Raw genomic sequence first — 563 nt, 5'->3', positions numbered from 1 at the left:
TATAAAAAACTTGTTGACTTTAAAAGTTAAATGAGTTACAATAATTCTTGTCTTAAATGAATACAGTCTGGTAATGATGGCAGAGAGGCCACACCCGTTCCCATACCGAACACGGAAGTTAAGCTCTCTAGCGCCGATGGTAGTTGGGACCTTGTCCCTGTGAGAGTAGGACGTTGCCAGGCAATTCGGAGGATTAGCTCAGCTGGGAGAGCACCTGCCTTACAAGCAGGGGGTCGGCGGTTCGATCCCGTCATCCTCCACCATTTAGCCGGCTTAGCTCAATTGGTAGAGCAACTGACTTGTAATCAGTAGGTTGGGGGTTCAAGTCCTCTAGCCGGCACCAGTTTTTATTGTACGAGCCATTAGCTCAGTTGGTAGAGCATCTGACTTTTAATCAGAGGGTCGAAGGTTCGAATCCTTCATGGCTCACCATTTTAATAAAATATGCGGGTGTGGCGGAATTGGCAGACGCACCAGACTTAGGATCTGGCGCCTTTGGCGTGGGGGTTCGACTCCCTTCACCCGCACTTTTAATAAAATAACTCATACATGTCTTGCGGAAG

At 47.8% G+C, this 563-nt stretch carries 4 tRNA genes and 1 rRNA gene; all 5 read left to right on the top strand.

The features are described from left to right. Positions 1–66: 66 nt before the first annotated feature. The 5 genes from rrf (at position 67) to U860_RS0130170 (ending at position 527) form a co-directional block, all read left to right on the top strand. A 5S ribosomal RNA gene (gene rrf / locus U860_RS0130190) occupies positions 67–182 on the top strand. Positions 183–187: 5 nt separating this feature from the next. Then, positions 188–263 (top strand) — tRNA-Val (locus U860_RS0130185). Positions 264–267: 4 nt separating this feature from the next. After that, positions 268–343, top strand: a tRNA-Thr gene (locus tag U860_RS0130180). Positions 344–356: 13 nt separating this feature from the next. Further along, a tRNA-Lys gene (locus U860_RS0130175) sits at positions 357–432 on the top strand. Between the two features lie 14 nt (positions 433–446). Next, positions 447–527, top strand: a tRNA-Leu gene (locus tag U860_RS0130170). The last annotated feature ends 36 nt before the right edge of the window (positions 528–563 follow it).

The organism is Bacillus sp. H1a (assembly GCF_000633475.1).
In the GTDB taxonomy this organism is placed as follows: domain Bacteria; phylum Bacillota; class Bacilli; order Bacillales; family Bacillaceae_G; genus Bacillus_A; species Bacillus_A paramycoides.
The sequence above is the reverse complement of the archived record's forward strand: the minus strand, read 5'-3'. Positions and strand labels throughout refer to the sequence as shown.